Annotated in this window: 29 protein-coding genes; 7 read left to right on the top strand and 22 right to left on the bottom strand. The window is 73.0% G+C overall.

Features of this window, described 5'->3' with window-relative positions; all coding sequences use genetic code 11:
* Positions 1 to 102 precede the first annotated feature (102 nt).
* The 6 genes from ACWFQ8_RS26905 to ACWFQ8_RS26880 form a co-directional block, all read right to left on the bottom strand.
* A complete protein-coding gene (locus tag ACWFQ8_RS26905; RefSeq protein ID WP_453788857.1) occupies positions 103 to 447 on the bottom strand; it encodes a DUF2516 family protein in 345 nt (114 codons plus the stop codon).
* Positions 448 to 582: 135 nt separating this feature from the next.
* Positions 583 to 1,185: a hypothetical protein gene (locus ACWFQ8_RS26900; RefSeq protein ID WP_453788856.1), complete on the bottom strand. Its 603-nt coding sequence runs from the start codon at positions 1,183 to 1,185 to the stop codon at positions 583 to 585.
* A 23-nt stretch (positions 1,186 to 1,208) separates the two neighbouring features.
* Positions 1,209 to 1,676, bottom strand: coding sequence for a helix-turn-helix domain-containing protein (locus ACWFQ8_RS26895; RefSeq protein ID WP_453788855.1), 468 nt, complete (start codon positions 1,674 to 1,676; stop codon positions 1,209 to 1,211).
* 149 nt (positions 1,677 to 1,825) lie between these two features.
* Positions 1,826 to 2,590 carry a putative protein N(5)-glutamine methyltransferase gene (locus ACWFQ8_RS26890; RefSeq protein ID WP_453788854.1) on the bottom strand — a complete coding sequence of 255 codons (765 nt, stop codon included), beginning with the start codon at positions 2,588 to 2,590 and terminating at the stop codon, positions 1,826 to 1,828.
* 53 nt (positions 2,591 to 2,643) lie between these two features.
* Positions 2,644 to 3,888: a GNAT family N-acetyltransferase gene (locus ACWFQ8_RS26885; RefSeq protein ID WP_453788853.1), complete on the bottom strand. Its 1,245-nt coding sequence runs from the start codon at positions 3,886 to 3,888 to the stop codon at positions 2,644 to 2,646.
* A gap of 112 nt (positions 3,889 to 4,000) precedes the next feature.
* Positions 4,001 to 4,579, bottom strand: a complete 579-nt coding sequence (locus ACWFQ8_RS26880) for an RsiG family protein (protein WP_453788852.1) — start codon at positions 4,577 to 4,579, stop codon at positions 4,001 to 4,003.
* A gap of 136 nt (positions 4,580 to 4,715) precedes the next feature.
* Between ACWFQ8_RS26880 and dtd the strand changes: the two genes are divergently transcribed.
* Positions 4,716 to 5,141 (top strand): D-aminoacyl-tRNA deacylase, encoded by a 426-nt coding sequence (dtd, locus tag ACWFQ8_RS26875; RefSeq protein WP_453788851.1) that lies wholly within the window; start codon positions 4,716 to 4,718, stop codon positions 5,139 to 5,141.
* A 54-nt stretch (positions 5,142 to 5,195) separates the two neighbouring features.
* On the opposite strand, the gene ygfZ is transcribed toward dtd, so the two are convergent.
* From ygfZ to ACWFQ8_RS26810, 13 genes are all read right to left on the bottom strand, one after another.
* The gene (gene ygfZ / locus ACWFQ8_RS26870) at positions 5,196 to 6,170 is read right to left on the bottom strand and encodes a CAF17-like 4Fe-4S cluster assembly/insertion protein YgfZ (RefSeq protein ID WP_453788850.1); all 975 of its coding nucleotides are present in this window, start codon (positions 6,168 to 6,170) and stop codon (positions 5,196 to 5,198) included.
* Positions 6,171 to 6,191: 21 nt separating this feature from the next.
* Positions 6,192 to 6,602 carry a Fur family transcriptional regulator gene (locus tag ACWFQ8_RS26865; protein ID WP_453788871.1) on the bottom strand — a complete coding sequence of 137 codons (411 nt, stop codon included), beginning with the start codon at positions 6,600 to 6,602 and terminating at the stop codon, positions 6,192 to 6,194.
* Between the two features lie 176 nt (positions 6,603 to 6,778).
* Positions 6,779 to 7,351 (bottom strand): FABP family protein, encoded by a 573-nt coding sequence (locus ACWFQ8_RS26860; protein WP_453788849.1) that lies wholly within the window; start codon positions 7,349 to 7,351, stop codon positions 6,779 to 6,781.
* A gap of 264 nt (positions 7,352 to 7,615) precedes the next feature.
* Complete coding sequence (locus tag ACWFQ8_RS26855; RefSeq protein ID WP_453788848.1) at positions 7,616 to 8,593, bottom strand: hypothetical protein; 978 nt, start codon at positions 8,591 to 8,593, stop codon at positions 7,616 to 7,618.
* The gene (locus tag ACWFQ8_RS26850) at positions 8,590 to 9,435 is read right to left on the bottom strand and encodes a hypothetical protein (RefSeq protein WP_453788847.1); all 846 of its coding nucleotides are present in this window, start codon (positions 9,433 to 9,435) and stop codon (positions 8,590 to 8,592) included. The genes ACWFQ8_RS26855 and ACWFQ8_RS26850 overlap by 4 nt, the downstream gene beginning before the upstream one ends.
* Entirely contained in the window at positions 9,432 to 10,322 is an 891-nt protein-coding gene (locus ACWFQ8_RS26845; protein WP_453788846.1) for a hypothetical protein, read from the bottom strand. The genes ACWFQ8_RS26850 and ACWFQ8_RS26845 overlap by 4 nt, the downstream gene beginning before the upstream one ends.
* Positions 10,323 to 10,436: 114 nt before the next feature.
* Positions 10,437 to 10,700, bottom strand: coding sequence for a DUF3099 domain-containing protein (locus ACWFQ8_RS26840; protein ID WP_453788845.1), 264 nt, complete (start codon positions 10,698 to 10,700; stop codon positions 10,437 to 10,439).
* Positions 10,701 to 10,841: 141 nt separating this feature from the next.
* A complete protein-coding gene (locus ACWFQ8_RS26835) occupies positions 10,842 to 11,132 on the bottom strand; it encodes a DUF1416 domain-containing protein (RefSeq protein ID WP_030030422.1) in 291 nt (96 codons plus the stop codon).
* An 81-nt stretch (positions 11,133 to 11,213) separates the two neighbouring features.
* Positions 11,214 to 12,062, bottom strand: coding sequence for a sulfurtransferase (locus ACWFQ8_RS26830; RefSeq protein ID WP_453788844.1), 849 nt, complete (start codon positions 12,060 to 12,062; stop codon positions 11,214 to 11,216).
* Between the two features lie 214 nt (positions 12,063 to 12,276).
* Positions 12,277 to 12,360 carry a putative leader peptide gene (locus ACWFQ8_RS26825; RefSeq protein ID WP_350206375.1) on the bottom strand — a complete coding sequence of 28 codons (84 nt, stop codon included), beginning with the start codon at positions 12,358 to 12,360 and terminating at the stop codon, positions 12,277 to 12,279.
* Between the two features lie 161 nt (positions 12,361 to 12,521).
* Positions 12,522 to 13,238 carry an LmeA family phospholipid-binding protein gene (locus tag ACWFQ8_RS26820; protein WP_453788843.1) on the bottom strand — a complete coding sequence of 239 codons (717 nt, stop codon included), beginning with the start codon at positions 13,236 to 13,238 and terminating at the stop codon, positions 12,522 to 12,524.
* A gap of 113 nt (positions 13,239 to 13,351) precedes the next feature.
* The gene (locus tag ACWFQ8_RS26815; protein ID WP_453788870.1) at positions 13,352 to 14,785 is read right to left on the bottom strand and encodes a hypothetical protein; all 1,434 of its coding nucleotides are present in this window, start codon (positions 14,783 to 14,785) and stop codon (positions 13,352 to 13,354) included.
* Positions 14,786 to 15,302: 517 nt separating this feature from the next.
* On the bottom strand, positions 15,303 to 15,557 hold the full coding sequence (locus tag ACWFQ8_RS26810) for a MoaD/ThiS family protein (RefSeq protein ID WP_453788842.1): 255 nt from the start codon (positions 15,555 to 15,557) through the stop codon (positions 15,303 to 15,305).
* 488 nt (positions 15,558 to 16,045) lie between these two features.
* Between ACWFQ8_RS26810 and ACWFQ8_RS26805 the strand changes: the two genes are divergently transcribed.
* From ACWFQ8_RS26805 to ACWFQ8_RS26785, 5 genes are all read left to right on the top strand, one after another.
* Positions 16,046 to 16,861 carry a response regulator transcription factor gene (locus ACWFQ8_RS26805; RefSeq protein ID WP_453788841.1) on the top strand — a complete coding sequence of 272 codons (816 nt, stop codon included), beginning with the start codon at positions 16,046 to 16,048 and terminating at the stop codon, positions 16,859 to 16,861.
* Between the two features lie 24 nt (positions 16,862 to 16,885).
* The gene (locus ACWFQ8_RS26800; protein WP_453788840.1) at positions 16,886 to 17,908 is read left to right on the top strand and encodes a LacI family DNA-binding transcriptional regulator; all 1,023 of its coding nucleotides are present in this window, start codon (positions 16,886 to 16,888) and stop codon (positions 17,906 to 17,908) included.
* A 138-nt stretch (positions 17,909 to 18,046) separates the two neighbouring features.
* On the top strand, positions 18,047 to 19,270 hold the full coding sequence (locus ACWFQ8_RS26795; RefSeq protein WP_453788839.1) for a S1C family serine protease: 1,224 nt from the start codon (positions 18,047 to 18,049) through the stop codon (positions 19,268 to 19,270).
* 61 nt (positions 19,271 to 19,331) lie between these two features.
* Positions 19,332 to 20,063 carry a response regulator transcription factor gene (locus tag ACWFQ8_RS26790; protein ID WP_453788838.1) on the top strand — a complete coding sequence of 244 codons (732 nt, stop codon included), beginning with the start codon at positions 19,332 to 19,334 and terminating at the stop codon, positions 20,061 to 20,063.
* Positions 20,060 to 21,490, top strand: coding sequence for a sensor histidine kinase (locus ACWFQ8_RS26785; protein WP_453788837.1), 1,431 nt, complete (start codon positions 20,060 to 20,062; stop codon positions 21,488 to 21,490). The genes ACWFQ8_RS26790 and ACWFQ8_RS26785 overlap by 4 nt, the downstream gene beginning before the upstream one ends.
* Here ACWFQ8_RS26785 and ACWFQ8_RS26780 read toward each other — a convergent pair.
* Together ACWFQ8_RS26780 and ACWFQ8_RS26775 are read right to left on the bottom strand one after the other, a co-directional pair.
* A complete protein-coding gene (locus ACWFQ8_RS26780) occupies positions 21,470 to 22,411 on the bottom strand; it encodes a phosphatidylinositol-specific phospholipase C (protein WP_453788869.1) in 942 nt (313 codons plus the stop codon). The two genes, ACWFQ8_RS26785 and ACWFQ8_RS26780, sit on opposite strands and share 21 nt — an antisense overlap.
* Positions 22,412 to 22,502: 91 nt before the next feature.
* Positions 22,503 to 23,072 carry a TetR/AcrR family transcriptional regulator gene (locus ACWFQ8_RS26775; RefSeq protein WP_453788836.1) on the bottom strand — a complete coding sequence of 190 codons (570 nt, stop codon included), beginning with the start codon at positions 23,070 to 23,072 and terminating at the stop codon, positions 22,503 to 22,505.
* Between the two features lie 160 nt (positions 23,073 to 23,232).
* On the opposite strand from ACWFQ8_RS26775, the gene ACWFQ8_RS26770 reads away from it, so the two are divergent.
* Positions 23,233 to 24,015 (top strand): alpha/beta fold hydrolase, encoded by a 783-nt coding sequence (locus tag ACWFQ8_RS26770; RefSeq protein WP_453788835.1) that lies wholly within the window; start codon positions 23,233 to 23,235, stop codon positions 24,013 to 24,015.
* Positions 24,016 to 24,091: 76 nt separating this feature from the next.
* On the opposite strand, the gene ACWFQ8_RS26765 is transcribed toward ACWFQ8_RS26770, so the two are convergent.
* On the bottom strand, positions 24,092 to 25,909 hold the full coding sequence (locus ACWFQ8_RS26765; RefSeq protein WP_453788834.1) for a bifunctional metallophosphatase/5'-nucleotidase: 1,818 nt from the start codon (positions 25,907 to 25,909) through the stop codon (positions 24,092 to 24,094).
* Positions 25,910 to 26,069 lie beyond the last annotated feature (160 nt).

Genomic DNA, 26,069 nt, shown 5'->3' with positions numbered 1-26,069 from the left:
CCGCCCGCTCGGAGCCGGCCCGCAACCGGACCGCCGCCCCGCAGCCGGACGCCGCTCGGTCCCGGCCCGCGACCGGACCGACCCGTTGGCGCGCCGGCGCCGCTACCGCCCGCCGTTGTAGGGCCCGTACGGGCCGTCGCTGCTGCTGCCGCCGCTGCGACGGCCGCCACCGCCGCCCGAGACCTGCTTCAGGGCCGGGCGGACGTCGACGAAGAACACGATGGTGGCGACCAGGCCGGCGATCTGCAGGAACAGCATGCCGAGGAAGAAGTCCACGAGGACGGTGATGCCGAGGATCACCAGCCAGAAGGTCTTGGACTGCTTCTCGGCGGCCCGGTACGCGTCCTCGCGCGCCAGCAGCGCGAACACGAAGGCCACGACGGCGAGCACCAGCATGGCGAGCCCGAGCATCGGGATCACCCCTCGATCGAACCCGTCCATCAACATCGTCCCGACCGCCTTCTCATGCCGCTGCTTCTCACTCCGATGCCACTTGGATCCACGCTACCGGCACGGGACCCGTCACGAACCACAACGGGCCGGACACCCTTTCGGTGCCCGGCCCGCCGTCGTTCATGCGGTTCAGCTCTCGTCGGCCGTCACCGAGGCGGCCTTCTTCGCCGTGTTCTTGCGCGTGGCGGTCCTCTTCGCGGCCGGCTTCTCCTCGTCGGCGGCGGCATCGACCGCGACCGGGTCGGACGCGGCCTCGGCCCCGGCGCCGCCCTTCGGCTCCGCCGGCGCGGGCTCGACGGCCACGGCGATGTCGACGATCTCCTCGGAGACCTCGCCCCGCCAGGTCCGTACGGCCTGCTCGCCGTGCTCGGCGACCTTGTCGTAGGTCTCCTTGGCGCGCACGGCGTACTCGGCGGCCACGCCGACCCCACGCAACGCCAGGTCCTGGGCGGTCTCCCCGAACTTCTTCGCGTCGATCGCGCCGAACACCTCGGCGACCTTGGCGGTGACCGCCTCCTGCGCCTCCTTGGCCGCTTCCTTGGCCTTCTCCTGCACGACCTTCGGGTCGGTGTTCTTCACGGCCTCGATGCGCGCGGGCGCCTCGGCGCGCAGCTGCTCGATGAGCCCCGGCACCTTCTTGGCCTGCTGCACGGCGAGGTCGGCGGTGCCGGCGGCGAAGTAGAGGGGGGTCGGGTCGGTGAGGGTCTTCTTCAGGTCATCGGCGATGGCCATGCGGTGGTCCTCCCGGATCAAGTTCAGTTCGTTTGCGACGGCATCTGCCCGTCGGTACCGACGGTGTCGTCGGCGGTTACGGCGGATACAGCGTTCTCGGCGTCGTCCGGCCCGTCGGCCGCGCGGGTCTCGCCCGCCGTCGAGTCGAGCGCGTTCTCCTTGCGGAACGACTCGTAGATCTGGAGCAGCACCTGCTTCTGCCGCTCGTTGATGGACGGGTCGGCGAGGATGACGGCGCGCGTCTCCACCTCGTCCCGGTCCCGCTCATCGAGGATCCCGGCCTGCACGTACAGCGTCTCCGCGGAGATCCGCAGCGCCTTGGCCAGCTGCTGCAGGATGTCCGCGCTCGGCTTGCGCAGCCCGCGCTCGATCTGGCTCAGGTACGGATTCGACACCCCCGCCGCTTCTGCCAGCTGCCGCAGCGAGAGCTGAGCCTGCCGGCGCTGCTCACGGAGGTACTCGCCGAGGTTTCCGACGTTGAGCGATGCCATGCCCCGATCCTGCCCGACTCTGCTAACTATTGCAAGCAGACTGCTTGCAACACCTCCCACTCGCCCCGAGTGCACCGTGGACGAGCAAGGGGGCGTGACGGCGCCACGGCACCCGCCACGGGCGCCGCACCGGCGGCACCGGGCACGCCTCAGCGCGTGCCGATCACCACCGTCGCGCACAGCTCCTGCGAGGTGACCGCGCGGACCGCGAGGCCCGCCGAGGTCAGGGCGGAGGCCGTCACCGGGGACTGGCGGGCGCTCGTCTCGATCAGGAGGCGGCCGCCGGGGGCCAGCCAGGCGGGGGCGTCCGCGGCGACCCGGCGGTGGACGTCCAGGCCGTCGGCGCCGCCGTCCAGGGAGACCCGCGGTTCGTGGTCCCGGGCCTCCGACGGCATCAGCCCGATCTCCTCCGTGGGCACGTACGGGGCGTTGACCACCAGCACGTCGACCCGCCCCCGCAGGGACGCGGGCAGCGGTCCGTACAGGTCGCCCTCCCACACCCGGCCGCCGTACGGGGCCACGTTGCGCCGCGCGTACGCCAGCGCCGCCGGGTCGATGTCCGCCGCGTGCAGTTCCACCCCGCCCGGCACGCCCGCCGCGACCGCCGCGCCCAGTGCCCCGACCCCGCAGCACAGGTCGAGCACCACGGCGCCCGGCCGGGCCAGCGCCACCGCCTCCCCGACCAGGAACTCGGTGCGCCGGCGCGGTACGAAGGCCCCCGCGCCCACCTCCATGCGCAGGCCGCAGAACTCCGCCCAGCCCACCACGTGTTCCAGCGGTTCGCCGCCCGCCCGGCGGGCCAGCAGCTCCGCCAGGTGGCCGTCGTCGGTCGCCGCCTCGACGAGCAGGTCCGCCTCCTCCTCCGCGAAGACGCAGCCCGCCGCGCGCAGACTCTCCACCAGTGACAGGGACATCGGATGCCTCACGCAACTCCGTTCGGGTTCATCGGTCGTCGACGGGCGGGTGCTCAGAAGATGTCCGGGCACCAGGGGCGGCGCGCCGTGCGGAACACCGCGTCGGCCAGCTCCACCGCCCCCGCCCGCTGCTGCGTCACCCGGCCGAGCGCCGCCAGCCGCACCGCCGACTCGTCGCCGAGGTACAGGGAGCCCAGCGCGGACACGTCCATCCGAAGGTCCGCCGGCTCCGCCGTCCGCTCGCACACGCCGGCGCCCGCGTCCAGCCGGTAGCGGCCGCCGGCCGGTCCCGCCGCGTCGCCCACCTCCAGTACGAGCACCCCGGGCACGGCGTACGTCCGCGCGCCCAGCGCCCCTACGACGTCCAGCAGCCGCACCCAGAGGAAGTCGGCGGCCGTGAGGATCCCGGCGGAGCGCGGGTCGGGCAGCAGCTGGGTGACCAGGTCGTCGGGGGCCCGGTAGCCGGTGCGGACCCGGGTCACCCAGTCGACGGAGCACAGGAAGTGCCACAGCGAGCGCTGCGCGTCCGGGCCGACCGCGATCAGGTCCTTGACCTGCAAGGTGTTCTGCGGGACCTTCGCGTCCGTCCAGCGGTCGTCGGTCCGGTACGAGGCCAGGCCTTGCACCTCCCCCGCCGCCGACCGGTACACGGCGTAGAACTTCTCCTTGTACGGGCGGTGCGAGAACTCCTCCAGGCCGGTCGCCATGCTCCACCAGCGCGCGTCGCGGTTCACCACGCCCGGCGTGAGCGCCCGCATCCGCTCGTGCAGCTCCGGGCCCACGCGCCGGACCTCTGCCGCGTCCACCAGGTCGACGCGCCCGCCGCCGGCCGGGACGCAACCGCGCGGGTCCAGTCCGGTGCGCGGGACGTCGATCTCCCATTCCGAGATCGACGCGGCGGGCCCGTACCCGTAGCGCCCGTAGATCGGGTACTCGGCCGCGACCAGGGTCGACAGGATGTCGCCGCGTGCGTGGGCGGCGGCCAGTTCGGCCGCCATCATCCGGCTGAGCAGTCCCTGGCGGCGGTGGGTGGGCAGCACGGCCACGTTCGACACGGCGCTCGCGGTGACGGCCGCGCCGCCGGGGACGGTCAACTCCTGCGCGAAGGACCGGAAGGCCGCCACGCAGCGACCGGTCCCGGTGTCGAAGGCGCCCTGGATCCGGGTGAGGTCGCCGTGCTTCGACCGCTGGGCGACGTCGGACTCCGTCGGCCGTTCCGGGGTCAGGAACCCTCGGTTGAGGGTGTGCATCCACTCGGGGAGTTCGTGTTCGGCGATCGGCCGCACCTCAGCGCTCATAACCGGCCACGCTAATCCCCCGGACGGTCCGGGGCGCCCGAATTTCCGCCCGGTTCCGCCCGCTTGAGCCGCCGCACCGCGCACCGCACCGCGCACCGGCCCGGCCGGCGGATCAGGCCAGCAGGTCGTCCACCTGCGCCTCGCCCTCCCGGTACCGCCGGGTGATCTCCGCGATGCAGTCGTCCACCGTGCGCTGGAGCTGCTGCCGGCGCCACGAGACCTGCTGCTCGTACCCCACCAGCCGGCCCATCCCGTCGTACAGCTCCGCGTCCGTTCTGGCGGTCAGGTCCGACAGCTCCACGTCGGACAGCATCTCCGCCGCCAGCCGCCGGTACTCCTCGCTGTGCGGGGTGCCGAGCGTGACGTGCCGGGCGGAGGCGCTGCGGCTGGAGGGGGCGTCGGCGAGGATCTCCGAGAGCCGGTCCACCACCGGCGTCTCGGGGTCGGACCGGCGGGCCAGCTCGGCCCGCAGGATGTCGATGCGGCCCTGCAACAGGCGGCGTACGTAGCTCAGATCGGCCTCGTCGCGCTGCGCGTCGCGCCGCAGCGCGCGCAGCTCCGGGAGCCCCAGGGCGCTGGTCGGCGCACCCACCGGCTCCTGCGGCTCGGCGGTGCGCTGCGCGGGCGGTCGTACCGCGGCGGCACACATGGAAGCGGGTGATGCAGGTACGGAGGTACCTGAAGTATTCATACGAACGAGTCCGTCCCCTCGACCGGTGCGGCGCACCCGCACCGCCTGCCTGCATCGTGCCACTGTCCGTGGCCCCGACGCAGTCCCACTGCACCCGATCGGCCCCGGACGGGTGCACGCCTGGTACACAGGTGGTATGCGAGCAGTGGTGCAGAGGGTGGACGGCGCGCGCGTCGTCGTGGACGGCGAGACCGTGGGCGAGGTCGTCGGCGAGGGATTGTGCGTGCTGGTGGGCGTGACCCACGACGACACCCCGGAGAAGGCGGCGCAGCTGGCGCGCAAACTGTGGTCCGTGCGGCTGCTGGAGGGCGAGAAGTCCTGCAGCGACAACGGAGCTCCGCTGCTGGTGATCTCCCAGTTCACGCTCTACGGGGACGCCCGCAAGGGCCGCCGGCCCACCTGGAACGCGGCCGCTCCCGGTGAGGTCGCGCAGCCGCTGGTCGACGAGGTGGTGGCGCGGCTGCGCGCGTTGGGCGCGACGGTGGAAACGGGCCGTTTCGGGGCGGACATGCGGGTCTCGCTCACCAACCACGGCCCGTTCACCCTCGTCATCGACATCTGACCCCGACGCGACGGGGCCCCGCAGCCCAGGAGCCCAGGACCACGGGGGGCGCCGCTACGGCGCTACGACGACCTCTTGCGCGGCGGCCGTCCCCCCGGCCAGCAGCGGCGCGTCGACAGGAACGTTCCGCTTGACCAGCGCGAGCGCGATCGGACCGAGTTCGTGGTGGCGGACGGCCGTGGTGACGAAGCCCAGTTGGCGGCCCTCCTCCCCGTCGGCGGCGAGCCGGATCGGGGCGCCGTGCGCCGGGAGCAGCACCTCGGAGCCGTCCAGGTGCAGGAAGACCAGGCGGCGCGGGGGCTTCCCCAGGTTGTGGACGCGGGCGACCGTCTCCTGGCCCCGGTAGCAGCCCTTCTGCAGGTGCACGGCGGTGCCGATCCAGCCCAGCTCGTGCGGGATGGTGCGGTGATCGGTCTCCAGACCGAGGCGCGGCCGGTGCGACTCCACGCGCAGGGCCTCGTACGCGAGGAGTCCTGCGGCCGGGCCGTGCGCGGCGGCGAACGCCTCCAGCTCGGCGCGGGGCAGGAAGACGTCCCGGCCGTGCGCGGTCTCGCGCACGGCGGGCTTCTCGGCGAACGCGGCGACCTCTGCGATGGAGCCGGCCGGCAGGTGGACGACCGCGAACTCCTCGGTGCGGTCGGCGACTTCGACGCGGTAGAAGAACTTCATGGACTCCAGGTAGGCGATCAACTCCCCCTGCGTGCCGGGCTCCACGTGCGCCCACGTGGTCTCGCCGTCGTCGACGAGATAGAGCGCGTGCTCGATGTGTCCGTTGGCGGAGAGGATCAGCGCCTCGGTGGCCTGCCCGGCCGGCAGCTCGGTGACGTGCTGGGTGATCAGCAGGTGCAGCCAGCTCAGCCGCTCCGGTCCGGTGACGGTGACGACCCCCCGGTGCGAGAGGTCGACGAAGCCTCGGCCGGCCGCGAGGGCGCGCTGTTCGCCGTACAGCTCTCCGTAGTGGGCGGCGACGCCCTCGTCACGGCCTTCGGCCTGCACGGCGCCGGGGAGATGGAGCAAGGGGCTGGTCATGGAAACAAGCCTACGACCCTGCTACGCCTGAGCGGCACGGTGCTTCGCGGAACACTTCGCGCACAGCCCGAAGATCGCGAAGTGCTTCATGTCGGTCTCGAACCCGAAGGTGGTGCGGAGCTTCGAGGTGAAGTCGGCGGCGATGTCCACGTCCGCCTCGATGACGTCGGCGCAGTCCCGGCAGACCAGGTGGATGTGGTGGTGCCGATCCGCGAGGTGGTACGTCGGGGCGCCGTGCCCGAGGTGGGCGTGCGAGACGAGCCCGAGCTCCTCCAGCAGCTCCAGCGTCCGGTAGACGGTGGAGATGTTGACCCCGGAAGCCGTTTTGCGCACCTGCGCGAGGATCTCGTCCGGGCTGGCGTGCTCCAGGGCGTCGACCGCCTCCAGCACGAGCTGGCGCTGCGGGGTCAACCGGTAGCCGCGCCGGCGCAGGTCGGTCTTCCAGTCGACGCCTTCGGGACCCCCGGCGCTCGCGCCGCCGGCGCCGCTGCCGCCGCTCCCGGTGCTGTCGCCGCTCCCGGTGCTCTCGGTGCTCACCACCGGGCCAGTGTAAGCGCGCGACGGGGACCGGGAGCCTGCCCCGATCCCCTTCTTCGCACGGCTTCCGATCAGCGGAAGAAGGCGATGCCGTCGTCCGGCATGTCCGGGAGGTTGCGCGCCATCTCGGCGACCTCCTCGGGCGTGACGACCTTCTTGAGCTGCGCCGACATGTACGGGCGCAGCTCGACGTCGGGGGTGGCCTTCTCGCCGACCCACATCAGGTCGCTCTTCACGTAGCCGTAGAGCCGCTTGCCGCCGGTGTACGGGCCGGAGGCCGCGGTGCGGGCGACGGCGTCCGTGGCGAGGTCGATCTGGGGCTTCTGGTCGGCGAGCTCGCCGTACCAGACCTCGATGACGCCCTGGTCGCGGACCATGACGATCTCGACGTTGCGGTCCTTGTCGATGCGCCAGTAGCCCGCCTCGGACTCCAGCGGGCGCACCTTGTTGCCCTCGGAGTCGAGGACCCAGGTGCGGGAGGTGTACTCCAGGAAATCCCGGCCGTCGTGGCCGAAGGTGACCTCCTGCCCGAAGTTGCACTTCTCCTCGCCGGGGAAGTCGAAGACGCCCGCGCCCTCCCAGGTGCCGAGGAGGAAGGCGAGGGGGACGAGGCCCGGGTTCAGGTCGGACGGAATCTGGATCATGAATGGCTGCTCAGGCTCTGTGGGAGGGGTTCCGGAATCCGGGGCGGGCGGCGGCTGATCGGACGATCAGCGCTGGCCCTGGTACAGCTTCTTCACGGCCAGGCCGGTGAAGGCGAGAACGCCGACGCAGACCAGGACCAGCAGGGAGGTGAAGACTGCCTCAAGCACGGGGTGCTCCTCGGAATCGGTGGGGCTGTACGGGGCCGGTCCCCAAGCCTACTGGCCCGGGGACCGGCGCACTCCGTGAGGTGGACCGTACGGGCCTCAGCCGAGCAGCTGGCCCTGGAGGATCACCGTCTGGTGGAAGGGGACGGCGGGCAGCCCGCCCTTGCGGGACTGGACGATCACCGCCTGGACGTCACCCGCCTGGAGGCAGCCGAAGCGGACCTGCTCGTCACCGAAGGGCTTGCCCTCCTCGTAGACGCTCACGTCGCCGGAGCTGACGGTCCCCGACCCGGCGAAGCCGCTGCTCCCGACGGGGCCGGGCTGCTCCGTCTTGGCCTTGCTCCACGACAGGTCGACCGAGAGCGCGTCGGCGCCGGTCAGCCGGGTGTTGGTGCCGCAGCCGCGGAAGGTGTCCACGAAGCCGGAGGAGTGGAAGCGCAGCAGGTAGACGCGGCTCCGGGTGCCGTCGGGCATGGTCCAGGACCGGCCGGTGATCTGGCGCAGCCCCTCGTACTCGAAGCCTTCCTTGAGCTTCGGCCGGTCCTCGGGGGCGTACTCCTCCAGGAAGGCGTCGGGCGCCACCTTCCCGTCCTTGTCCGCCCTGACGGCGTCGTCGGGCCGGGCCCCCTCGGGGGCGGGGAGCAGCAGGCTGCTCAGCGCGGCGTAGTGCGTGCCGTCCTGGTTGTCCGGGCCGCCGGGCAGCGGGGCTCCGGCCGGCAGCTCGGGCTTGGCCAGTTCCGGGTAGGTCCAGCGGCCGTCGGGCAGGGTGGACAGCCCGGGGATCTCGGTCCGCTCGGGCTGGACGACCGCGTACGCGGCGCCGGCGCCGGCGGCGGCGAAGACGAGGACGGCGGCGGTCCACCGCAGGGCGGCGAACAGTTTGCGGCGGTCCTTCGGCGCGGCGGGCACCGGCTCCGGCTCCGCCGCGTCGGGCACCGGCTCCGGACCCGGCTCCGCCGCGGGGCCCGGCCCGGCGGGGGGCGCCTGCTGCGCAGCGGCCGCGTCCCGCGGGGTCGCGTGGGCCGCCGCGTCCGGCTCTGCGGCGGGTGCGGCGGCGGTGGTGTTCTGCTCGGTCACACGGACTCCCCGGGGGACTTCAGGCGGTTCAGCTGCCTCGTGAACAGCTCGGCGGCTTCCTTCACGTCGAGCCGGGGCCGGGGACCGTACGTCCGGAAGGTCACCAGCACGTCTCCCTCGACGGCCACGCAGTCGAGGGACTCGATGGTCTCGGGCTTCGGCGAGCCGGGGCGTTCCTCGACGATGTCCAGCAGGACGCACTTGGCCTGCGGGAATCCTTCGACGGCCGGCGCGTCCCGCTTCTTCTCGCCCAGGGCCACCAGGACGTCGAGGAGCTTCTTGCTCAGGTCCGAGAACGAGGTGAGTGCCTGCGGGTCGGCCTGCGTGAGCTCGATCTCGGTGACCGGGCCGACGTACGACCTGGTGTAGCTGCGGCCGGCCAGGCCCTTGAGCTTCATGTCGGCCACGGCCTTGTCCCGCTCGGCGCGCTCGGCGGCGGACAGGCCCGTACGGGAGTCCTTCAAGGCCTGGACCGCGCGCTCGCCGGACACGTAGAAGTCGTTGCCCTCGTCCTCCAGGTCGGGACCCAGCTCGTAGCCCGCGGGCACCGGCATCAGCTTGCCCGTGAGCTCGTTGGGCGGCACGGTCGGCGCCGTCGGCGCCGGAGTGACCACCGGCTGGGAGCCCTTCGGCACCCAGTAGCGCGTCGGGGAGGTCCGGTCGGCCTGGTCGATCCTGCCCGACGCCCAGAAACCGCCGCCCGCGAGGACGGCCAGGCCGAGCCCGCCCGCGACCAGAGCCAGGGTCCTGCGGTGGCCCGGGCGGCGCGGCGGGCGCGCGGAGTCCGGAGCGTCCTGCTCGGCCGCCGGCCCGGTCACGGCATCGTTGTGCTGCTCGGTCACAGCCGCTCCCACTGTCGCTCGGCCAGATCGGTGATCTCGCCCTCGGAGACGTCACCCCGCTTGTTCGTGATCTCGACGTCCATGACGATGTCCCCGCGCCGGAGGATGGCCCGGGCCGACCGCAGCGGGTGGTACCCGGCCCGGGTCCGCGTCTTGTAGAGCCAGCCGCGGCCGTAGCCGTCGGGTACGCCGGGCAGCGCGAAGCCGTCGTTGCCCGCGCGCTTCTCCTCGTCCTGGTACGCGGACTGGCCCTCCTGGTACCGCTGGGCCGCGTGCTGGTTCTGGAACTGGAGCAGCCGGATCTCGATGAAGTCGTGCTCGCCCTGCCGCCAGCCCGCCGTGGCGATCCGCCGCACGTCCTTGGCGATGGAGTCGAAGCCCCGGTCGGGGGACTCGTAGTAGGTCGCCGCGAACCGGTCCAGCGACTCGTAGTCCGAGTAGCCGTCCGCGGCGCCGCTCGGTGCCTCCAGGAGCTTCTTGGCCAGGTCCTCCTCCGACGCGTCCCACCGGTTGGCGTTGACGGAGCGCCGGCTGGTCGCGTCGTTCGGCGCGACGGGCGGCGGCGCGGCCACCTGCTGCTGGGCCAGCGGCGGCAGCGGGGTGGGCGCGCGGTGGTACTGGACCGTGTAGCCGGTGATCGTCCCGGCGAGTACGCCGAGGGCGGCCGCGCCCGCGATCAGGAGCGTCGTACGGCCCCGGCGGCGGGGCGGGGCGCCTTCCGGCTCGGGTGCGGGAGCAGGCGCGGGCTCGACGACCGGCGCGGGCTCGACGACCGGCATGGGCTCGACGACCGGCGCGGGCTCGACGACCGGCATGGGCTCGACGGCCGGCGCGGGACCGGTCTCCCCCTCTTTCCGCCGCTCCGGGATGGTCTGTTCGTGTTCCAAGAAAGTCCCCCCACAGGCCTGGACGCGCCGGTTCGATTACCCGCGCGTACCCATGACCCGCCCTGGAGGGGAGTAGTTGTACAAACCTCTATTACATTTTTGTCTCACGGCGTTTCATTCCTCGTGCCGCCGCTTTCCGTCCAGTTCGTCCCACCACTCGTCGGACTTCGGGTCGCCCGAGGGGTCGTCCCACCAGCGGTCGTCCGGCCCGCGCCGGTTGGCGACCATCGCCGCGACCGGCGGGATGACCATGGCGACCACGCACAGGGCCACCGCCGCCTCCACCGAGAAGAGGCGCACGAAGGTCCAGGCGGAGACGAAGAGGACCAGGCATCCGCCCATGAGCAGGAAATAGGCGCGCCGGCGCCGGGCGTACATGCTTCCAGCGTAGGCCCGGCGCCCGGCCGCACAAGGGTTGCCGGGGCCGGACGGCACGAAGGGCCGCACCCCGTTCCAGTGGCGTCCAACCCCTGGGGTGCGGCCCTCCGGCCGATCGATCGGGCGATCACACGGCGGTGCTCAGACCGCGATCGCCACGTCCGTCACGCCGCCCGCTTCGGCGACCACGACGGCACGGTCCGCCTGGGCACCCGGGACGAGCGCCCGAAGCGTCCAGGAGCCGGTGGCGGCGTAGAAGCGGAACTGGCCGGTCGCCGAGGTCGGGACCTCCGCGGTGAACTCGCCGGTCGAGTCCAGCAGCCGGACGTACCCGGACACGGGCTCGCCGTCCTTGGTCACCTGGCCCTGGATGGCGGTCTCACCGGGCTTGAGCGTCGCGAGGTCGGGCCCGCCGATCTGTGCTCCACACATGTTCTCTGTCCTGTCCTAGAGAGGTCTTACGGGTACTGCGTCGCGGCGGCCGCGTCTGCCCGCCGCGGTGCCCGGAACGAACTACTTGTTGGGGCCGAGCTCGATCGGCACGCCGACCAGCGAGCCGTACTCGGTCCACGAGCCGTCGTAGTTCTTGACGTTCTCCTGGCCCAGGAGCTCGTGCAGCACGAACCACGTGAGCGCGGAGCGCTCACCGATGCGGCAGTAGGCGATGGTGTCCTTGGTGTCCAGCTCGACCTGCTCCGCCTCGTAGAGGGCCTTGAGCTCGTCGTCCGACTTGAAGGTGCCGTCGTCGTTGGCGTTCTTCGACCACGGGATGTTGCGGGCGCTCGGCACGTGGCCGGGGCGCTGCGACTGCTCCTGCGGGAGGTGCGCCGGGGCGAGCAGCTTGCCGGAGAACTCGTCGGGCGAGCGGACGTCGACCAGGTTCTGGGTGCCGATCGCGGCCAGGACGTCGTCGCGGAAGGCGCGGATGGAGGTGTCCTGGGCCTGGGCCTTGTACTGGGTGGCCGGGCGGTTCGGGACCTCGGTGCCGTCGACCAGGTCGCGGGAGTCGAGCTCCCACTTCTTGCGGCCGCCGTCGAGCAGGCGGACGTCCTGGTGGCCGTAGAGCTTGAAGTACCAGTACGCGTAGGAGGCGAACCAGTTGTTGTTGCCGCCGTAGAGGACGACGGTGTCGTCGTTGGCGATGCCCTTGGCGGAGAGGAGCTTCTCGAAGCCCTCCTGGTCCACGAAGTCGCGGCGGACCGGGTCCTGGAGGTCGCTCTTCCAGTCGATCCGGACGGCGTTGGTGATGTGGTTCTTGTCGTAGGCGGACGTGTCCTCGTCCACCTCGACGATGACGACGTTCGCGTCGTTCAGGTGGGCCTCGACCCAGTCGGCGTCTACGAGGACGTCGCTGCGGCTCATGGTGTTCTCCTCCGGGGCAGTGTGCGGCGGGGCTGTGCTGGTACGGCTGCCCACCTGCCGGATGGCCGGCGGGCTGCGCGGGTGCTGCTGGGTGCGTGCGTCCGTCCGGGTGCGCTCACGGGGTCCTGCGCGGGGAGGCGGCAGGGATCAGGAGGCGGGTACGGTCACGCGGGAAGGGCTGTCGCCCGGCGGGTGGAGCGGATGCGCTCACACGTCACATGGATCGACAGAGCATGGCGGCGACGCGACACAGGTCTACTGCCCGCCGCTTCGTGAGGTCCGCCTGCTGATGCTTCATAGCCATGGATCGTAGGGACGAATCGGCCGCCCTGTCACCGGTGTGTCATATACCGAGACAGGATCGTCCGAATATTGGGATGCGAGTCCTCCGGACGGCCGCCGCGCCGCCCCCGGAAGCCTTCGTGCGGCCCTTCCTTCTGCGGATCGGACCGCGCCGTCTCACGATCCGGCCACCACCACGTCCGCCCCGCTCAGGGTGAGATGCACGCCGCCCTCGTCCGAGGTCAGCGCGGACAGCTGGAGGCCGGTCGGCAGGCCGCCGTCGAGACGGCGGTCGAAATCGGTCTTCTTGCGGATCTCCTTCTCGATGACGGCGACGCCCTCGCCCGGCACCTCGTCCGCCCGCACCCGGACGATCTTGCCGCCCTCGCCGTCCTGCGGGTCCACGAGAGTGACGGTCGACACCACGCTGCGCGTCAGGGTCCTGCCGAACACCTCCACGCCCGCGGTGACCTTCACCTTGCCCGGCGCCCCGCCGTAGGTAAGGGTCGCGCCGGTCTGCGAGGCGGCCGTCAGATCGGCGTACGTGATGAGCGCGGTGCCGTCGGCGCGCTTGGCCGTACCGCCGCTGTAGTCGCTGTTCAGCGCGACGTCGTAGAAGCGCGCGTCGAGCTCCGCGAGCCGCGTCTTGCGGCCGTCCGCCGTCGCCTCGACGCCCCGGAGCCTCAGATCGACCCGGTCCAGGTCGCGGCTGAGCGCCTGGGTCAGGAAGGGGAAGCCGTGGATCTCCACCTCGGAGGTACCGGCCGGCCCCTGCCGGGCCTGTATTCGCTCGGCCAGCCGGTTCTCGGCGTAGCCGACCGCCCAGCGGTCCACACCGACGAGGAGGGCGCCCAGCACCACTCCGATGATCACAACGACGCGCAGAGCACGCACGTGCCCTCCCCTCCTGGCCGGTTCGTGCGTCCCAGTGGAACATGACCGGTCGTCAAGGGAACGTCAGCGACGGGGTGGCGGGGTGGCGGACCGGGGGCCGGCGCGCCGAGCCGTCAGGCCACCACCCGGCCGATCAGGTACACGGCGGGCGCGGCGATCGCCAGCGGCATCGCGACGCCGGCCGTCATGTGGACGAACTTCGACGGGTAGTCGTACGCCGCCACCCGCAGGCCGATCAGCGCGCACACCCCGGCGACGAGGCCGAGCAGCGCCCCGTCCGCCCCGATTCCGGTCAGCCCGCCGATCGCGATGCCGGCTCCGGCAGCGGCGCCCAGCGAGACCCCGATGGACGGCCCCGCGGGCAGCGGCAGCGCGCGGGCGAAGACGGCGACCGCGACGGCGGCGGCGCCGACGGTGACGGCCTCGGACTCGGCCGCGAGGTAACCGGCGCAGACGACGGCGAGCGCCGCGGAGGCCACGGAGGCCATCAGGCCGTACATCCGCTCGTCGGGGTCGGCGTGGCTGCGCAGTTGGAGGACGAGCGTGAGCAGCACCCAGGCGCCGAGGGTGCCGATGATCGCGCCCGGACCGTGGGTCGGGTCCACGGCGAGCACGGCCGCGTCGGCCACGAGCGCGCCGGCGAAGGCGAGCGCGATGCCCTGCCGGGCGGGCCACATGCCGTTGAGGCGGAACCAGCCCGCGGCCGTGAGGCCCTGGAGGGCGATCAGCGGAAGCAGCAGGGCGAAGTCCCCCAGGACGGCGGCGAGGGCCAGCAGCACGCCGAGGACGGCGGTCAGCACGGCCGACTGCGGACCGGGGTCGATGATCGGCGACCGGCCCTCGGCGCGGGCCTGGGCGGGGTCGACGGCGCGCAGGGTGTTCCCGGCGAGCGTCGGAGGGGAGTACGCGGGCTCCTCGCCGGGCGCGAGGAGCGGCCCGGGCCCGTCGCCCGCGGGCCCGCCGGCGGGCGGCTCCGCAACGGGGGCCGCCGTCCGGGCCTCGGCGTCCGGGCCGGGGTAGGGCGGCAGGTACGCCGTCTGCTCGGCGGACTCCGGGGCCGCCGCCTGGGGCGGGAGGTAGGCGGTCTGCTCGGCGGCGGTCGGGGCGGTCGGGGCCGCCTCCGGCCGGGGGACGCCCGTACCGCCGCGGGACCAGTCCGGCGCCGGGGCGGGAGCCGGGTCCTGCGCCGGGACCTCGTCGCGGAACCACCCCTCGGGAGCCGCCGCCTGCCGCGGCTCCGCGGGACCCGGGTAGGGCGGCAGGTACGCGGTCTCCTCGGCCGGGACCGCCGCGTGCTGCTGAGCGGGGCCGGGGTTCGGGGACGGGTACGCCGCCTCCTGCTGCACCGGGTGCGGGTACGGGGACGGGTGCGCCGCCCCCTGCTGCACCGGGTACGGGGACGGGTGCGCCGCCCCCTGCTGCACCGGGTGCGGGTACGGGTACGCCGCCTCCTGCTGCGCCGGGCCCGGGTAAGGCGACGGATACGCGGCAGCCTGCTGCGCCGGGCCCGGGTACGGGGGCAGGTACGCCGTCTCGGCCGCCGACACCGGAGCGCCGGGGCCCTGGGACCAGTCCTGCGCCGGGGCGGGAGCGGGGACCTGCGCCTCGTCGCGGTACCAGCCGTCCGGGACCGCGGCCTGCTGCGGCCGGAGCTCCTGCGGCGCGGCGGGGTACCAGTCCTGGGCGGGGGCCGGGGCCTGCGCCTCGTCGTGGTACCAGCCGTCCGGGGCCGCGGCCTGCTGCGGCGGGAACTGCTGCTGCGCCGGCGACTGCCCCGGATACCCGCCCGAGGCGGGGTCCTCGTCGCGGAACCAGCCCTCGGCCGCGACCGGCTGCCCCGGCATCCCGCCCAGCGGCGGATGCACCGGCTGGTGGCTGGTGTCCCAAGTCTCGGCCTGCCAGGTCTGGGTCCCGTGGAGATCCTGCCGGCCCTCGTGACCCGGCCGGCCCTCGTGACCCACGTGACCCTGCTGGCCCTGCCGGCCCTGCCGGCCCTCGTGACCCTGCTGCTGCGCCTCCTGCTGCCGGCGCTGCTCTTCCTCAGGCGTGCTCATCGGCTTCCGCTCACCCGCCCGCGAACGGCGGGAGCACCTCGACGGTGCCCCCCTCGGTCAGCGGTACGGCATCGTGCGGGCGCTTGCCCACGGGTTCGTCGTTCACGAGGAAGGAGCAGCGCAGCAGGACCCGGGTCAGCTCCCCGGGGTGGCGCTCCCGCACGGCGTCGAGCGCCTCGGCCAGGGTCCGTGCCGAGTACGGCTCCTCCGCCGTCTTGGCCGCGGCCTTGGCCGCCGCCCAGTAGCGGATGGTTCCGGTTGCCACTGCTGCTCCTATCGTCGGCTCTCTACCGTCGGCCTCCATGATGGCCCCTCCCGCCAGTGCCCCGGTGTGCCTCCGCGCGCCCCGTGTGCGCCCGGACCGCCGCCGGGGCCCGCCGCGGGGCCGCTCGGACCGCCCATCGGGCCCGCTGATCCGCCAAAACCGGGGCATACGGGGGCCAGGGCGTGGCAGGAACCACACAAGTGGAATCGGAAGAGGCCTCGGCCCCGAAAGGAACGGTGGGCTATTCTGCTGGCGAGAGGATCCGGGCAACGTTGCCCCCGGGTCCTTTTGTGCTTTCAACACGTTGAACGGACCGAGAACAGTGGTGACCGTCCGGCCCCAGGGCGCGGGGGCGAACGGCCGCCGCACCAGCGACACCGTACGAAGCAGTACCGCGCACGTCCTCGACGGGACCGAGGAGGAACCGACGTGATGGACCAGCGAACCGTGTTCGACCGGCCGACCGCAACCGGGCCGGGTGGTCGCGCATGAGCTCTCTCCTGCTGCTGACCAACGCCCTGCAGCCGTCCACCGAGGTGCTGCCCGCCCTCGGCCTGCTGCTGCACAACGTCCGGGTGGCCCCGGCCGAGGGCCCGGCCCTCGTGGACACCCCGGGCGCCGACGTGATCCTCGTGGACGGCCGCCGCGACCTGCCGCAGGTGCGCTCCCTGTGCCAGCTGCTGCGCTCCACCGGACCGGGCTGCCCGCTGATCCTCGTCGTCACCGAAGGCGGCCTCGCGGCGGTCACCGCGGACTGGGGCATCGACGACGTCCTCCTGGACACCGCCGGCCCCGCCGAGGTCGAGGCGCGGCTGAGGCTGGCCACCGGCCGGCAGCAGCTGGGCTCGGACGACTCCCCGATGGAGATCCGCAACGGCGACCTGTCGGTGGACGAGGCCACGTACTCCGCCAAGCTCAAGGGGCGCGTGCTCGACCTCACCTTCAAGGAGTTCGAGCTGCTCAAGTACCTCGCGCAGCACCCGGGCCGGGTCTTCACCCGCGCGCAGCTGCTGCAGGAGGTCTGGGGCTACGACTACTTCGGCGGCACCCGTACGGTCGACGTGCACGTACGGCGGCTGCGGGCGAAACTCGGGCCCGAGCACGAGTCGCTGATCGGTACGGTCCGCAACGTCGGCTACCGCTTCGTCACGCCGGAGAAGGTCGAGCGGGCGGCGGCGGAAGCGGCGGCCCAGGCGGCCGCGCAGGCCGCCGCGCAGACCTCCTCCCAGGCGGCTCCGGTCGTCACCCGGTCGGCGGAAGACGCGGTGGGCGTCCATTCCGCAGGACGCCCTGCCCAGAGGTAGGTCACCCCGCGTAGACTTCCGCGCGTGGCCAAGGTGACGAGGGATGACGTAGCGCGACTCGCGGGTACCTCTACCGCCGTCGTGAGCTACGTCATCAACAACGGACCCCGGCCGGTCGCCCCGGCCACGCGCGAGCGTGTCCTCGCCGCGATCAAGGATCTGGGCTACCGCCCGGACCGGGTCGCCCAGGCGATGGCGTCGCGGCGCACCGACCTCATAGGCATGATCGTTCCGGATGCTCGGCAGCCGTTCTTCGCGGAGATGGCGCACGCGGTCGAGCAGGCCGCCGCCGAGCGCGGGAAGATGGTGCTCGTCGGGAACTCCGACTACCGCGACGAGCGCGAGGTCCACTACCTGCGGGCGTTCCTCGGCATGCGGGTCTCCGGGCTGATCCTGGTCAGCCAGGGCATGAGCGAGCGCGCGGCCTCGGAGATCGAGGCCTGGGACGCCCGGGTCGTGCTGCTGCACGAGCGCCCGGAGGCGATCGACGACGTCGCCGTCGTCACGGACGACGTGGGCGGCGCCCAGCTCGCCACCCGGCATCTGCTGGAGCACGGGCACCCGTACGTCGCATGCATCGGCGGGGTGGAGAACACCCCGTCCGTCGGCGACCCGGTCGCCGACCACGTCGAGGGCTGGCGGCGGGCCATGCAGGAGGCCGGCCGTTCGGTGGAGGGCCGGCTCTTCGAGGCCCCGTACAACCGCTACGACGCGTACAAGGTCGCCCTGGAGGTCCTCTCCGGGCCGGACCGCCCCCCGGCCATCTTCTGCGCCACGGACGACCAGGCCATCGGGGTGCTGCGCGCGGCCCGGGAGCTGCGGATCGATGTACCCGGAGAGTTGGCGGTCGCCGGCTTCGACGACGTGAAGGAGGCGGCCCTCACGGACCCGCCCCTCACCACGATCGCCTCGGACCGCCCGGCGATGGCGCGCGCCGCGGTGGACCTGGTCCTCGACGACGGGCTCCGGGTGGCCGGGTCGCGCCGGGAACGGCTCAAGCAGTTCCCGTCGGCGCTGGTGATCAGGCGCTCCTGCGGCTGCCGCTAGCTCCGGCGGTGGCCGGCCCCCACCGGGGCCGCGCCTCCGCCCCGGAACCGGGTTGCTCATATCGGGCATACGCGGTTCTGTCGGGCTTCTCAGGTCAGGCTCAGGAAGCTCTCATGATCGAGCAGCACAGTCGGGGTCATGACCGAGAGCTTCCGCCGCGAAGGCGAGTACCCGCAGGAGAACCGCCCGGAGAGCCGCCCGGCCCAGGACGCGCCCCTCGGCGCGCGGGGGGAGCACGGACGTGAGCACCGGGGACGGGGGACCGCGGCGGAGGCCTACCCGCCGCCGCCCTCCTACCCGCCCGCCGCGCCGCCCGGTTGGCACGAGGCGCACCGGCCGCCGGTCATCCGCGGCGAGACCCTCCCCGCCGACGGCGCCGGTCCCGCGCCCTCGGCCCCCGCGGCCCACCCCGCGCACGCCGCCCCGCCGGCCCGCGCCAAGAAGCCGGTCGCGCTGATCGCGGCCGTCGCGCTCGCCGCGGCCGTGGTCGGCGGTGGCACCGCCGCCGCCGTCCAGCAGCTGATGGGCGCCCCGGGCACCACCGGGGGCGGGATCAACGGCACCAACGTGTCGCAGACCGGCACCGGCACCGTCTCCGGCGTCGCCGAGCAGGTCAGCCCGTCCGTGGTCCGCATCGACACCCGTACCGGTTCGGGCCAGGGCACCGGCTCCGGCATCGTCCTGACCGCCGACGGCGAGATCGTCACCAACAACCACGTGATCAGCGGCGCGGCCGAGATCCAGGTGACGATGAGCGACGGCAAGAAGTACGCCGCGAAGATCGTCGGCACGGACCCCGACAAGGACCTGGCGCTCATCCGGCTCCAGGGCGCCGCCGGGCTCAGGCCCGCGAAGCTCGGGAACTCCGGCGGCCTCAAGGTCGGCGAGGAGGTCGTGGCGATCGGCTCCCCCGACCGGCTGACCGGCACGGTCACCAGCGGCATCGTCTCCGCGCTGGACCGCGAGGTGAACGTACCGAAGTCGGAGCAGCAGTCGCCCCGGCGCCAGCAGCAGGACGGCGGCTGGCCGTTCTCCTTCGACGGCCGGCAGTTCAACGGCGACACCGGCTCGAACACCACCTCCTACAAGGCGATCCAGACGGACGCCTCCCTGAACCCCGGCAACTCCGGCGGCGCCCTGGTCGACATGAACGGCGAGATCGTCGGCATGCCCTCCGCCATCTACTCCCCCGCGAGCGACGGCTCCGAGGCGGGCAGCGTCGGCCTCGGCTTCGCCATCCCCGTCGACACGATCAAGGCCGACCTGGACTCCCTGCGCAAGGGCGGCCCCGGCGGCGCGGGCGGTGGCTCCGCCTCCGACGGCGGCTCCGGCACCGGCAACGGCTTCGGCACCTCCTTCTGACCCGCCCGTGCGAGGCTGGGAAGCGCCGCCGAGTACCGACCACCACCCCTGGGGGACCGAGATGAATCCCGCCGAAGGCGAAGCGCGCATCCTCGTCGTGGACGACGAGCCGGCCGTACGCGAGGCCCTGCGCCGCAGCCTCGCCTTCGAGGGGTACGCCGCGCAGACCGCCGTCGACGGCCTCGACGCCCTCGACAAGGCCGCCTCCTACGAGCCCGACCTGATCGTCCTGGACATCCAGATGCCCCGGATGGACGGCCTGACGGCGGCCCGCCGGCTGCGCGCCGCCGGCAGCGTCACGCCGATCCTGATGCTCACCGCCCGCGACACCGTCGGCGACCGCGTCACCGGCCTCGACGCGGGCGCCGACGACTACCTCGTCAAGCCCTTCGAGCTCGACGAGCTCTTCGCCCGGGTCCGCGCCCTGCTGCGCCGCAGCGCGTACGCGACTCCCCGCCCCGGCGGCGAGGAGCCCGAGGACACGCTGGCCTTCGGCGACCTGCGCATGGACCTCGCCACCCGCGAGGTCACCCGGGGCGGGCGCCCGGTGGAGCTGACCCGCACCGAGTTCACGCTGCTGGAGATGTTCCTCGCCCATCCCCGCCAGGTGCTGACGCGCGAGCAGATCCTCAAGACGGTCTGGGGCTTCGACTTCGAGCCCAGCTCCAACTCCCTGGACGTGTACGTGATGTACCTGCGCCGCAAGACCGAGGCCGGCGGCGAGCCCCGCCTGGTCCACACCGTGCGCGGGGTCGGCTACGTCCTGCGCGCCGGCGAGGGCGGGCCCGAGTGAGCCCGGCGGCGAGATTCCGGGCCCTGCCGCTGCGTTCGCGCCTCGCCCTGCTGGTCACGGTCGCCGTTGCACTGGCCGTGGCCGGGGTGGCGGCGGTGTCCTGGGTCATGGTGCGGACCCAGCTGCGGGACCAGCTCGACAGCAACCTGCGCGCCACCAACGCGGAGGCCCAGGCCAACCAGGTGTACCGGGCGCTGGGCTGCGTGTCCGGCAGCACGCTGCCGGACCGGCCCGCCAACAACCTCAGCGCGCAGGTGCAGATCGTGCTGCCGGACGGCGGCCACTGCTGGGTCGACGGCAGGAGCACCCTGCGGGTCAGCGGCACCGACCTGGAGGTCGCCCAGCGCCGGCGCGGGGCCGTGCTCTACGACGCCACCACCTCCGACGGGGTCGCCGTGCGGGTCTACACCCAGCCCGCCCTGCTGGGCGGGCAGGCCGCCGCGCTGACCGTGGCCAAGCCGCTCGCCGACATCGACCGGCCGTTGTCCACCCTGGCCTGGGTCCTGCTGCTGGTCTGCGGCGTCGGCGTGGTCGGTGCGGGAGCGGCCGGGCTGTGGGTGGCCCGTACGGGGCTGCGGCCGGTCGACGAACTCACCGGCGCCGTCGAGCACATCGCCCGTACCGAGGACCTGACCGTACGGATCCCCGACACGGGGGACGACGAGATCGCCCGGCTGTCACGTTCCTTCAACTCCCTGACGGTCGCGCTCGCCTCCTCCCAGGCGCGGCAGGCCCAGCTGATCGCGGACGCCGGGCACGAGCTGCGCACCCCGCTCACCTCGCTCCGGACGAACATCGAACTGCTGGCGCGCAGCGAGGACACCGGCCGCGCCATTCCGCCCGAGGACCGCAGGGAGCTGCTGGCCTCGGTCAAGGCGCAGATGACGGAACTGGCGGCGCTGATCGGGGACCTCCAGGAGCTGTCCCGCCCGGACGCGGTCTCGCCCGGCCCACTCGGGGTGGTGGCCCTGCACGAGATCACCGGGACCGCGCTGTCGCGGGCCCGGCTGCGCGGGCCGGAGCTCGGCTTCACCTCGCACCTGGAGCCCTGGTACGTACGGGGCGAGGCGGCCGCGCTGGAGCGCGCGGTCGTCAACGTCCTGGACAACGCGGTGAAGTTCAGCCCGCCGGGCGGCTCCGTCGAGGTGACGCTGCGGGCGGGCCGGCTGACCGTACGGGACCACGGGCCGGGCATCCCGGACGAGGACCTGCCGCACGTCTTCGAGCGGTTCTGGCGGTCGCCCTCGGCGCGCGCGCTGCCCGGCAGCGGGCTGGGCCTGTCGATCGTGGCCCGTACGGTGCACCGCGCCGGCGGCACCGCCGAGCTGCGGGCGGCGGCCGGCGGCCCGGGGACGGAGGCCGTGCTCCGGATGCCGGGCGCGCCGACTCCGCCGCCGCCCGGCCCCTCAGTTGTGCCGGATCAGTGAGGCGACCAGGCCGGAGCGGGTGTTCGGGAAGTCCATCGGGACGATGCCGAGTCCGGTCCGGCCGGCCATTTCGCCGCCGTCGACGAAGGCGTGCGCCTGCGGGTTGAGGCGGTCGGAGTTCCACCGCGGCGGCAGGTACGCGGAGGTGCTGGTGTAGTTCACGAAGAGCTTGCCGGGCTGCTGGACCGCGCGCCGGAAGTGGTTCTCGATCCTGCCGCGCTTGGCGAAGGGCTCGGCCATGTAGTCGTCCTGGATGTCGAAGACGTTGCCGTCCCCGTACCGAAGGCCGGGCAGGCCGCCGTTGTCGGCGAGCAGCACGACCTTGCCGCGGGCCTGGCCGAGCGCGGGCAGGGTGTCGGCGATGCGGAACAGCGGGCGCCAGCCGCGGGAATCGAGGTAGTCGTCGAAGACGGCGCGGAACGTCGCGTCGCTGTCCTCGGAGTACTCCTGCTTGACCCGCATCAGGACGGTCTCGGAGGGGTGCGCGGCGAGGAAGCCCGCACAGGCCGCGAGGACGTCCCCGAACATCAGGTTCTGGAAGAACGAGCCGTGGTGGATGGCGAAGGACCCGCCGGTGACCCGGCAGCGGACGTCGAGGAAGCGGATGCCGGAGTCGAGCTGCTGGGCGATCGAGGTGTTCTGGCAGGCGACGTAGAGCCCGCCCTGGCGGGCTCCCGAGTCGTGGGTGCCGGGGATGGTCATCCGCTGGAGCGCGGTGGAGTCGGCCAGGCCCGCCATCCAGTCCTGGGTGCCGAGGGTCCGCGCGGAGGCCGCGCGGGCCGTCCCCAGTCCCACGGCCGCGCTCGCGCCCACCGCCAGCGCACCGGACAGGAACGCCCGCCGGTCCAGCGCCGTGCCCGTGCCCGCCGTGCCCGTGTCCACTCGGCCCGTATCCGCTCGGCCCGTGCCCGCCGTACCCATGCCCGCCGTAGCCATGCCCGCCCCTTCGCCGACCCGGTGATGGGCCGGATTATGGCGTGCCGGACCACGGATGACTACCCGTCGGTAGGTCTCACCTCTCGAGCAACTCCGCCATGGTGCGCAGGCCTTGGGCGAGCTCCCGCCCGCTCGGCGCCCGCTCCGGGTCGGTCAGGGACTGCACCATCACCCCGGACAGCAGCGCGATGTGCAGCGACCCCAGGGACCGGACGTCCTCCTCGGCGACCGCGTCCTCGGACACGCCGAGCAGGTGCGCGGCCACCATGCGCCGCGACCGGCGCTGGCCCTCGGCGAGGACCGCGAGCAGTTCGGGCGAGGACTGGGCGTGCACGAAGGCCTCGACGTTGGCCAGCCACAGCCACCGCATGTCGCCGAAGTCCCGGATCTTGCGGTCCCACGTGTCGGCGTACCGCGCCTCGGCGCTGTCCCCCTGCCCGGCGAGCCGGCCGGAGCCCGCGGCCCACTCGTCCATGGCGGCGAAGAGCGCCTGGTTGAGCAGCGCCTCGCGGGACCCGAAGTGGTACCCGATGGCGGCCATGCTCACCTGCGCGGCGGAGGCGATGTCGCGCACGGTCGTGCGCAGGTATCCCTTCTCCTCCAGGCAGCGGCGCGCTCCGGCCAGCAGGTCCTCGCGATTTCCCATGTCGGGATCGTATCCGCGCCCCGTCTTGGGCAAGCGCGCTACACAATCGTATTGCACGCTTGCCCAAATCCTGGCAGGCTTCGAGGACCGAAGGACGCGCGACCGCGGACGACGCCGGCGCGGAAACCGCCGCGACGCCGCTGAACAGGGGAGAGACAGCATGCGCCAGGAACTGAGGATCGACGACCGCACCCTGTCCTACCTGGACTTCGGCGGCCCCGGCCGACCCCTGCTCGCCCTGCACGGCGGCCTCTCCGAGGGCGCGCACTTCGCCGGCCTGGCCGCCGCCCTCGGCGCGGACTGGCGGGTCGTCGCCCCGGACCAGCGCGGCCACGGGGACTCCGACCTCGCCCCCGACTACCGCCGCTCCGGCTACGTCGCCGACGCCGAGGCCCTGCTGGAGCACCTGGACCCCGGCGGACCCGTCGCCGTCCTCGGCTTCTCCCTCGGCGGGCTCAACGCCTACCACCTGGCCGCCGCCCGCCCCGATCTGGTCGGCGCGCTGGTCGCCGTCGAGGCACCGGTCGAGATCGGGCGCCCCGACGGCCCGGACTTCTGGGCCTTCCTGCACGACCTCCCGTACACCGCCGCGACCCGCGAGGAGCTGATCACCGCCGCCGGCCCGCTGGCCGAGCTCGTCGCCCCGGGCCTGCGCCCCCTGGCCGACGGCACCGGCTGGCGGCTGCCGTTCCACCCCGAGGCGACCGCGGCCACGGTCGCCGAGGGCTACGGCTCCCACTGGGACACCTGGCTCGCGAGCCGCTGCCCCGCGCTGCTGCTGCACGGCCTGCGCAGCGACGTGCTGTCCCGGGAGCAGGCCGCCGCCATGGTGTCCCGGCGGCCCGGGACCTCGTACGCGTCCCTCGACACCGGGCACCACCTGCCGTTCGAGGACCCGAAGGGCTTCACGGCGGCCGTCGCCGCCTTCCTGTCCGGGGTCTAGCGGCGCCCGGCCCGAGAACGCCGGAGGGGGCGGCGGGCCCGTGGGCCCACCGCCCCCTCCAGGGGTGGCGCGACGGTTACTTGACGACGGTGATCCGCCCGCTCGCCGGCGGGGCGATCGGGGAGCTCTGCGAGGAGTTCGCCGTCAGGTAGGCGTTGAAGCAGTCCAGGTCGGACGCGCCCACCAGCTTGTTCTTGTGCTCCTTCAGGACGGTGAAGCCGTCACCGCCGCCCGCGAGGAACTCGTTCATCGCGACCCGGTAGGTCCGGGCGGGGTCGATGGCCGCGCCGTCCAGCTTCACCGAGTCCACGACGATGCGGTCCGCGCCCGCCTTCGTCGTGTCCAGGGTGTAGGTGAAGCCCTTCGACACCTGGAGGATCTTCGGGCTCGCGCCGTTGACCGGACCGCTGACCTGCTGCTGGAGCGCGGTGATCAGCTGGGCGCCCGTCAGGTCCACCACGTTCATCATGTTGTTGAACGGCTGCACGGTGAAGGACTCGCCGTACGTCACCACACCGTCGCCCTCGGCGCCGGAGGCCTTGTGGGCCAGGTCCGAACGGATGCCGCCCGGGTTCATGAGGGCCAACTGCGCGCCGCCCTTGTCGGCCGGGGCCAGGGCCGCCAGCTGCGCGTCGGCGATCAGGCTGCCCAGCGGCTTCTCGAACTCCGGCGAGCCGCGGCCCGGGATGTCCGCCGAGATGAAGCCCTGCGGGCGGTTGGCGATCGGGGCCGCCAGCTCGTTCCAGCGCCCGATCAGCTCGGTCATGTCCGCGGCCTTGGGCTGGTCACGGGTGACGGGCTTGTTCACCGGCTTCGGCGACTTGGCCGCCGTACGGACGATGTCCTTGGTCGTGCGGTCGTACGTGAGGGTGGTCTCCGTGTACAGCCGGCCGATCGAGGCGGCCGAGGTGACCGTGCGCGGGTTGCCCGCCGGGTCGGGGATGTTGCAGGCGTACGCCTGGTGCGTGTGGCCCGTGACCAGCGCGTCGACCTTCGCGTCCACGTTCTTCGCGATGTCGACGATGGCGCCCGAGATGCCGGCGCCCGCGCCGGGGACGTCGCAGTCGTAGTTGTACGCGCCGTTGGCGGGCAGACCGCCCTCGTGGACCAGCGCGACGATCGACTTCACGCCCTGCTTGTTCAGCTCGGCCGCGTACTTGTTGATCGTCTCGACCTCGTCGCCGAACTTCAGCCCCTTGACGCCCTCGGCCGTGACGACGTCCGGGGTGCCCTCCAGGGTGACGCCGATGAAGCCGATCTTCACGTCGCCCTTCTTCCACACGAAGGTGGGCGACATCATCGGACGCTTGGTCTTCTCGTCCGTGACGTTGGCGGCGAGGTACTGGAACTCGGACCCGGTGAATTCCTTGCCGTACTCGTAGCAGCCCTCCACCGGGTGGCAGCCGCCGTACTGCATGCGGCGCAGCTCGGCCCGGCCCTCGTCGAACTCGTGGTTGCCGACGCTGGACACGTCCAGGTCGAGCTTGTTCAGCGCCTCGATGGTCGGCTCGTCGTGGAAGAGCCCGGACAGCATCGGGCTGCCGCCGATCATGTCACCGGCGGCGGCGGTGACGGAGTACTGGTGGCCCTTGCGGGCCTCGCGCAGGCTGGTCGCGAGGTACTCGACCCCGCCCGCGGGTATGGATTTGGTGGTGCCGTCGGCCTGACGCTCGGTCACCGAGCCGGAGGATCCCTGCGGGGGCTCCAGGGTGCCGTGGAAGTCGTTGAGCGACAGCATCTGCACGTCGACGGTCCGGCTCTTGGCGGCACCGCCACCACTCGCGGCTCCGGCCGGGAGGGCGGCGGCGACCATCGCACCGGCGCCGGCCGTGACGGCGAGGGCGCTGAGGGTCAACCGGCGGGCTCGGCGGTGCCGTTGTGGCGTCGCAGACATCTGTTCCCCTTTGTGGACAGCGGGACAACTTGGGAGGTCCGCCGCAGCCTATTGTCAACGCGCGTAGCACGACAGGGGGTAACGGGTATCGAGGTGGTTACGCGCGGAAGACGGGACGACGCGGAGCAGCACTCCGCCGCACGCCCGCGGCGGTCGTAGG

The organism is Streptomyces sp. NPDC055254 (genome assembly GCF_053606025.1).
This window is presented reverse-complemented; position numbering and strand designations above follow the sequence as displayed.

Excerpts from the sequence above, each read along its gene's own strand:
- ACWFQ8_RS26770 (WP_453788835.1), top strand. The coding sequence starts at position 23,233 with ATGCGCCAGGAACTGAGGATCGACGACCGCACCCTGTCCTACCTGGAC.
- ACWFQ8_RS26885 (WP_453788853.1), bottom strand. The coding sequence starts at position 3,888 with ATGAGCGCTGAGGTGCGGCCGATCGCCGAACACGAACTCCCCGAGTGG.
- ACWFQ8_RS26825 (WP_350206375.1), bottom strand. The coding sequence starts at position 12,360 with ATGAAGCATCAGCAGGCGGACCTCACGAAGCGGCGGGCAGTAGACCTG.
- ACWFQ8_RS26900 (WP_453788856.1), bottom strand. The coding sequence starts at position 1,185 with ATGGCCATCGCCGATGACCTGAAGAAGACCCTCACCGACCCGACCCCC.
- ygfZ (WP_453788850.1), bottom strand. The coding sequence starts at position 6,170 with ATGACCAGCCCCTTGCTCCATCTCCCCGGCGCCGTGCAGGCCGAAGGC.
- ACWFQ8_RS26775 (WP_453788836.1), bottom strand. The coding sequence starts at position 23,072 with ATGGGAAATCGCGAGGACCTGCTGGCCGGAGCGCGCCGCTGCCTGGAG.
- ACWFQ8_RS26790 (WP_453788838.1), top strand. The coding sequence starts at position 19,332 with ATGAATCCCGCCGAAGGCGAAGCGCGCATCCTCGTCGTGGACGACGAG.
- ACWFQ8_RS26905 (WP_453788857.1), bottom strand. The coding sequence starts at position 447 with ATGTTGATGGACGGGTTCGATCGAGGGGTGATCCCGATGCTCGGGCTC.
- ACWFQ8_RS26830 (WP_453788844.1), bottom strand. The coding sequence starts at position 12,062 with ATGAGCCGCAGCGACGTCCTCGTAGACGCCGACTGGGTCGAGGCCCAC.
- ACWFQ8_RS26890 (WP_453788854.1), bottom strand. The coding sequence starts at position 2,590 with ATGTCCCTGTCACTGGTGGAGAGTCTGCGCGCGGCGGGCTGCGTCTTC.
- ACWFQ8_RS26835 (WP_030030422.1), bottom strand. The coding sequence starts at position 11,132 with ATGTGTGGAGCACAGATCGGCGGGCCCGACCTCGCGACGCTCAAGCCC.
- ACWFQ8_RS26795 (WP_453788839.1), top strand. The coding sequence starts at position 18,047 with ATGACCGAGAGCTTCCGCCGCGAAGGCGAGTACCCGCAGGAGAACCGC.
- ACWFQ8_RS26765 (WP_453788834.1), bottom strand. The coding sequence starts at position 25,909 with ATGTCTGCGACGCCACAACGGCACCGCCGAGCCCGCCGGTTGACCCTC.
- dtd (WP_453788851.1), top strand. The coding sequence starts at position 4,716 with ATGCGAGCAGTGGTGCAGAGGGTGGACGGCGCGCGCGTCGTCGTGGAC.
- ACWFQ8_RS26880 (WP_453788852.1), bottom strand. The coding sequence starts at position 4,579 with ATGAATACTTCAGGTACCTCCGTACCTGCATCACCCGCTTCCATGTGT.
- ACWFQ8_RS26805 (WP_453788841.1), top strand. The coding sequence starts at position 16,046 with ATGAGCTCTCTCCTGCTGCTGACCAACGCCCTGCAGCCGTCCACCGAG.
- ACWFQ8_RS26780 (WP_453788869.1), bottom strand. The coding sequence starts at position 22,411 with ATGGGTACGGCGGGCACGGGCCGAGCGGATACGGGCCGAGTGGACACG.
- ACWFQ8_RS26860 (WP_453788849.1), bottom strand. The coding sequence starts at position 7,351 with ATGATCCAGATTCCGTCCGACCTGAACCCGGGCCTCGTCCCCCTCGCC.
- ACWFQ8_RS26840 (WP_453788845.1), bottom strand. The coding sequence starts at position 10,700 with ATGTACGCCCGGCGCCGGCGCGCCTATTTCCTGCTCATGGGCGGATGC.
- ACWFQ8_RS26895 (WP_453788855.1), bottom strand. The coding sequence starts at position 1,676 with ATGGCATCGCTCAACGTCGGAAACCTCGGCGAGTACCTCCGTGAGCAG.